Annotated in this window: 8 protein-coding genes; 5 read left to right on the top strand and 3 right to left on the bottom strand. The window is 69.0% G+C overall.

Features of this window, described 5'->3' with window-relative positions:
* Both P1P70_RS38975 and P1P70_RS38980 read left to right on the top strand, forming a co-directional pair.
* Nucleotides 1-228, top strand: a 228-nt coding sequence (locus P1P70_RS38975) for a hypothetical protein (protein ID WP_319246230.1), incomplete at its 5' end; no start/stop codon positions are given.
* Nucleotides 225-488 (top strand): hypothetical protein, encoded by a 264-nt coding sequence (locus P1P70_RS38980; RefSeq protein WP_319246231.1) that lies wholly within the window; start codon nt 225-227, stop codon nt 486-488. The genes P1P70_RS38975 and P1P70_RS38980, both read left to right, overlap by 4 nt.
* 182 nt (nt 489-670) lie before the next feature.
* Here the strand turns inward: P1P70_RS38980 and P1P70_RS38985 are convergent, their stop codons facing one another.
* Both P1P70_RS38985 and P1P70_RS38990 read right to left on the bottom strand, forming a co-directional pair.
* The gene (locus tag P1P70_RS38985; RefSeq protein WP_319246233.1) at nt 671-1,327 is read right to left on the bottom strand and encodes a class I SAM-dependent methyltransferase; all 657 of its coding nucleotides are present in this window, start codon (nt 1,325-1,327) and stop codon (nt 671-673) included.
* 72 nt (nt 1,328-1,399) lie between these two features.
* On the bottom strand, nt 1,400-1,900 hold the full coding sequence (locus P1P70_RS38990) for a hypothetical protein (RefSeq protein ID WP_319246235.1): 501 nt from the start codon (nt 1,898-1,900) through the stop codon (nt 1,400-1,402).
* Between the two features lie 332 nt (nt 1,901-2,232).
* Here P1P70_RS38990 and P1P70_RS38995 point away from each other — a divergent pair, with 332 nt between their 5' ends.
* From P1P70_RS38995 to P1P70_RS39005, 3 genes are all read left to right on the top strand, one after another.
* Nucleotides 2,233-2,991: a DUF6879 family protein gene (locus P1P70_RS38995; protein ID WP_319246236.1), complete on the top strand. Its 759-nt coding sequence runs from the start codon at nt 2,233-2,235 to the stop codon at nt 2,989-2,991.
* 15 nt (nt 2,992-3,006) lie between these two features.
* On the top strand, nt 3,007-3,858 hold the full coding sequence (locus tag P1P70_RS39000; RefSeq protein ID WP_319246238.1) for a helix-turn-helix transcriptional regulator: 852 nt from the start codon (nt 3,007-3,009) through the stop codon (nt 3,856-3,858).
* A 120-nt stretch (nt 3,859-3,978) separates the two neighbouring features.
* Entirely contained in the window at nt 3,979-5,565 is a 1,587-nt protein-coding gene (locus P1P70_RS39005) for a serine/threonine-protein kinase (RefSeq protein ID WP_319246240.1), read from the top strand.
* Nucleotides 5,566-5,688: 123 nt separating this feature from the next.
* Here P1P70_RS39005 and P1P70_RS39010 read toward each other — a convergent pair.
* Nucleotides 5,689-5,863, bottom strand: a 175-nt coding sequence (locus P1P70_RS39010) for an LAETG motif-containing sortase-dependent surface protein (protein ID WP_319246242.1), incomplete at its 5' end; no start/stop codon positions are given.

Genomic DNA, 5,863 nt, shown 5'->3' on the forward strand with positions numbered 1-5,863 from the left:
CCCCCCATCCTCCGTGCACCCGCTTCGGCACCCCCGCCCGTGATCACGCTCCCGCACCCGGCGGACTTCATCACCGCCGACGGCATGCCCCTGGTCCGCCCGTACGTCGTCGCTTGGGAACGCGAACGGGACGAACACGACCGGCGCCGCCTTCAGCGGGAGCGGCGCCGGTCGGCGGTGTTGGCGACGCTGGGGCAGGACTACGTTCCGTGGGAGGTCGCCGTATGAGTACGCAGGCGACTCCTCTGCGCAGCCTCGGCGTCGACCCGGCAACCGGCAAGGAGGCTTTCGCGGTCACGCGCCCCGGCGGTCTTCTTGAAGGGCTGGCCGATACACAAGCACTGAAGGCCGCCACCGTCCTGGTGACGGTCGTCGGCGCCGTACTGGAGGTGGGGAAGGCATCGGACGCCGAACTCGCCGCCTTCGTCACGCCGTTGCACGCCGCGCTCGAAGAATGCGTCGGCATCATGGCGGCCGACCGGGAGTGACGACGTAGAGGTTTCCACCTTGAGGCCCGTGGCGCCCGGAGGGCTCGTCCCTGGGCGCCACGGGCCCACATCCCCCGCTGCTCCTTGACCTCAGGTCCGCATCCGGTCGGCACCCTTCTCGCACGCGAGGCGCTCGGCTGCCTGCCTCGCTCCCGGATGAGACCGCGATGCACCGCCCAGGGTCACGGTGCGACTGCTCGTACGAGGAGCGTTCCGATGTGCCCGGGATGCGGGGCATCGAGAATCCGGGCGTCGGCTGTGCGGAACCCAGCCCGAGAGAGCAGGCGCTCCCATACCGCCGGGCGGTAGCTGTAGCGGTAGGTGAACATCGCCTTTCCGGCGAAGCCACCCTTGTACATGCCCTGCGGCCCGTACGCGCCGGGGATGGCCGGCGGCTGTGAGAAGACAATGACGCCACCGGGCTTGAGCCTCTGTCGGACGAGCGGGAGGAGACGGCCCGGGTCGGTGAACCAGACGGCTCCGAAGATCGAGTAGACCGCGTCGTACACCTCCTCGTGCTCGCTCAGATACTCCAGGACCTCCGAGCACACGAACTCCGCGCCGGTCCCGGCCCACTTCGTGGTGGTCTTCCTGACCATGACGGGAGACAGGTCAACGCCCCGAGCGGTGATACCGCGTTCAGCGAGGTAGGCGAGGGCGCGGCCGGTGCCGCAGCCGATCTCCAGGGCGGAACGCGGGTTACCCAGCAGCTCTGGTCCGGGTCCGTGACCGGCGTACTGGGTCCAGCAGAAGCTTGGCTCCGCGTCGTCCTTGAAGGCGGAAGCGGCGTAGGTGTCCCACAGCTCCGTCTCGGCGGCGATGTCGTGTTGTGCGGGCAAGGCGATTCCTCTTCGCAAGGGTCGGTCCCTGTCCTCCCGTGGGCCGAGGACAGGGACCAGCGTAGGGGCCATTCAGTGGCTGTCGGGGACCTTGTTGTCGCACGGCGAGCAGTCCGTGCCGTCGATCGCCCACAGCTCCTCGTCGACGTCGAAGCCGATGGACTTCAGGAAGTCCGCAGTGCGCAGGCACAGGCCGTCGCGGCGGCGCTCGATGAAGGGGGCGTGGTGCTTGTAGTGGCCCTCGTTGTACGCGTCGCAGAGGGCCCACCACACAGGCGTGTCGAGGATGAGCTGGTGAACGCCGATGTCGACGAGCTTGCCGACGCCCAGGTGGACCTCAGGGTGCTCCATGCAGCCGATGGTGTACATGACGGCGTCGCCGAGGATGCGCTCGGCCATGTCGCGGACCATCGTGTGGTCGCGCAGCAGCAGGGCGACCTCACGGTCCCAGAGGGTCATGCCGCTGTCCAGCACGTTGATCGTCAGGTGCTTGACGTGGGGCTGGACGGCGTTGAGGAGTTTCCTCGGGTCCCGTGTGCGGGTGCTCGTGGGTCGGTCGAGCGTGACGGTCATGGACTACTCCTTCGGAGACAGGTCGTGCCGTGCAGGTCCGAGTCCGTCCCGCCCGTCAGCCTGTCCGGGCTCAGTGCGCGGCGCGGGCGTCTTGCGGATCCCGTTCCAGCGAGGGCTACGTGTGACGGGGCTGGACCGGGCGTAGGTGTGCTCCAGCCATGAACGCGACGGTAGAGAGGGGGCGTTGACAGATGCCAGAGAAGTTGCGCGAAGTTGCTCGGCCGCGGGGCGAAGTTGCGTAAGGTTGCTGATTCACGCCAACCAAAGCTCGGACAGCAGGCGTTGGTTTCGCGGAGGCTTGGGAGATCAGTCTCCGAGGGAAGGACGTGATCATGCCACGTCGGCTGCGTTTCAACGGCACGGGCAGCGGTGTCAACGGATGCCCGTCCCTTCACGAAGATCTCGACACAGGCGAGGTCATCGTGCACGGCCCGGCGCTCACCGACCCCGAGGACATCGCCCAGCTCCGGCACCTCAACGAGAATGAGGTGCCCATCGTGGTGCCTCGCGAGCTGTTGGTCGACTTCGGACCGAAGGAGGCCGTCCATGCGGCCACCGTGATCGGGCTGGACGAGTTCGACCGGCTCTTCACACAGTTCGAGCACACGGCGTGGCGCCTGGAGACGCGCCGCCGCTACGCATCGGACGAGCTCACCAGCACCTACGCCCAGTTCATGCAGGGGGAGTCCGTCAACTGGGAGGGAGTCGACGCGGAATGGTGCGCGGAGCGCCGCGAGCAGGTGGCTCTCGGCAAGCGGTTCGAGCGTGTCCGCATCGTCGACAACCCGCCCACGGCCGGCCAGCTCTACCTGCTCGACAACGCACGCCGTAACAGTGCCGTCGGGGAGAGGATCCTCAATCTGTGGCGAGAAGATGCCGGCCGCCTTGGCTTGCCCTCCGAGGATTTCTGGATCTTCGACTCCCGGCTGGTCGCGCTGCTCAAGTTCGATGAAGCCGACAACCTGGTCGGCGTCGAGTTGATCACGCAGCCTGCTGCGGTGCTCCGGTACGCCATGGTGCGCGACGCTGCGCTGCATCATGCCCGCCCGTACGAGGAGTTCGCGGCACAGCTGACCGCGAAGGAGGACTGAGGCAGGTGCGTATCGGTGAGCACGGACTACCAGCAGGCACGGCAAGCACTCGGGGTACGGCTGCGTGAACTCCGACTTTCCGCCTCTGGAGGCCGGCTCACCGGTGCTGAGCTCGCCGAGCAGTACGGGTGGAACAAGTCCAAGGTCAGCAGGCTGGAGAACGGCAAGCAGACTCCGACGCCCGATGACCTGCGCAACTGGGCGGAGGCAACCGGTCAGCCGGAGGCGTACGACGAGCTGGTCGCACGCCTGAGGGGCTTCGAGTCCCACATCAGGTCATGGCGGCGTCAGCTGGCCTCGGGGCACAAGGCGGTCCAGGACACCCATCTGAACGCTCATGCCGACGCCTCGGTGTTCCGCGGCTGGGAGTCCTCCATGATCTTCGGAATTCTCCAGACTCCGGACTACGCACGGTCGGTCTTCACGAGATACGCGGAGCTACAGCGATCGCCACGGGACACCGAGGAAGCAGTCCGGTCTCGCATGAAGCGGCAAGAAGCGCTGTACGACTCCTCGAAACGCTTCCGCCTCCTCCTGTGGGAGGCCGCCCTTCACGCTTTGATCTGTCCACCGGCGGTGCTTGCGGCCCAGCTCGACCGCCTCTCAGGAGCCATCGGTCTGGACACGGTCGAGCTGGGGATCATCCCGCTGTCCGCCTCGCTCAAGATTCCCCCGGCCACCGCATTCTGGGTCTACGACGACCGTCAGGTGATCGTCGAGAACTGGCACGCGGAGTTGTGGATCGATGACGCAGCCAGCGTGGAAACGTACCTGCGGACCTGGAAGACGCTCCGGGAGTCCGCCGTGTACGGCGCTGACGCCCAGAATCTCGTCAGCACGGCACGACGAACGTTGCGCTCACCCTGACGCCGACATGTGAGCGACGCGCCCTGCCCCTGTCATACCGCGACCGCTGGACGGCGTCCTGACGCAGCGGTCACACTTGACCCCTGACCGTGACCGTTCATCACGCACACCGGGGGCAAGGTGCCGCAGGAGGCGATCTCCGACCGTTACGAACTTCTGGAGGAGCTCAGCCACGGCGGCATGGGGGACGTGTGGCGCGGCTACGACGCCGTGCTCGACCGGCCCATCGCCGTGAAGCTCATCCGGCAGGCGTCGGTCACCTCGCCGCAGCTGGCCGAGGAGTTCGCCAAGCGCTTCCGTCGCGAGGCCCGCATCACCGCGCGCATCCAGCACCCCGGCGTGCCGCAGGTCTACGACGCGGTGCTCGACGCGTCGTACGAGCGGCTGTTCCTGGTGATGGAGCTCGTCGACGGCGTACCGCTGTCCGCCTACCTCGACCCCGGCCGGCCGCTGCCGGTCAGCTGGGCGGCGGCCGTCGCCGCGCAGGTCGCGACCGTACTGTCGTACGCGCACGACGTGCCGGTCATCCACCGGGACCTCAAGCCGGGCAACATCCTCGTCGCACGCGACGGCACCGTGAAGGTCCTCGACTTCGGCATCGCGGCGATCCTGCGGACCGACGTCACCAAGCTGACCGCCACCGGCAGCCCCATCGGCACCCACCAGTACATGTCGCCCGAGCAGGTCCGCGGCGGACGTATCACCCCACAGACCGACCTGTACGCGCTGGGCTGCGTGCTGCACGAACTCCTCAGCGGACGCCTCGCGTTCGAGGCGGAGAGCGAGTACCTGCTGATGTACCAGCACGTCAACGCCGCCCCCACCCCGCTGCGACAGCTGCGACCCGACGTCCCCGAGGCGCTGGAGGAACTGGTCCTGCACCTGCTGCGCAAAGCGCCCGAGGCGCGGCCCGCCGACACGCAGGAGGTGTACGCGCGACTGCTGCCGTTCCTCCCGCCACCGGGCCAGGAGCAGGGCACGGCCGATGCCGGGCCGGTCGGCGCACCCGATCCGACGGGCGTGTTCCGTCGCCCCTTCGCGCCGCGCGCCCGCGCCCAGGCACCCGCACCCGGCGGTTTGCCGCCCACGGCCGTCCTCCCGGCGGCCCAGCCGGTGCCCGTCCCCGCCCAGTTGCGCGAGGACATCAAGGAGGCGTACGCCCACTCCGACGCCCTGTTGGAGGAGGAGCGGTTCGCGCAGGCCGCCGAGGTGCTCGGCGAGGTCGTCGAACCCGCGGCCCTCGCCCTCGGCTCCGAGAGCAAACAGGTCCTGGCGCTGCGCCGCCAGCGGGCGGCGATCCGCCTCCTCGGCGGCGACTACCGGGCCGCCCTGCCCGAGTTCGACGCCCTCGCCGACGCCTACGCCCGCATCGCCGGACCCACCGGCGAGCAAGCCCGTGCCTGCCGCGCCCAGGCGGCCCGCTGCCGCGCCGAACTCGGCCAGGTCACCGACGCGCTGGCCGCGCTCCAGGGCGTACTGAACGTCGTGCGTGCCGTCGACAGCGACGTGAGCGAGGAAGCCGTGGAGCTGCGGCACAACATCGGGATGCTGCTGCTCGCCCAGGGCCGGGCCGCCGAGGCGCGGCAGGTCCTCGAACCGCTCCACCAGGACATGTGCATGGTGTTCGGACCCGACGACGAGATGACCGTCGAGATCGCCGAGGCACTCGCCGTGATCCGCCTCGACCTCGACGATTCGGCTACCTGACCCGGGTCCTCCAGAAGCTGCAGATCACGAGGCGAACACCCTCCCGGCGTCCGCCTGCCGAACACGACGATGCGGTGCCCCCGCCTCCGTGGAGGTGGGGGCACCGCATCGGCGAGACGAGGACTACGCGCCCGTGCGGCCCGTGCCCCGGCGGCGGGTCACGACGAAGATCGCGCCGCCCGCTGCCACCAGGCCCGCCGCGCCGATGGCGATCGGGATGGCGTTGCCGCCACCCGTCTCGGCGAGGTCGCCGGGCTCACCGCCGTTGGGGGACGGGGCGACCGGGGTGGAGTCCGTG

The organism is Streptomyces sp. MB09-02B (genome assembly GCF_033794485.1).
In the GTDB taxonomy this organism is placed as follows: Bacteria; Actinomycetota; Actinomycetes; order Streptomycetales; family Streptomycetaceae; genus Streptomyces.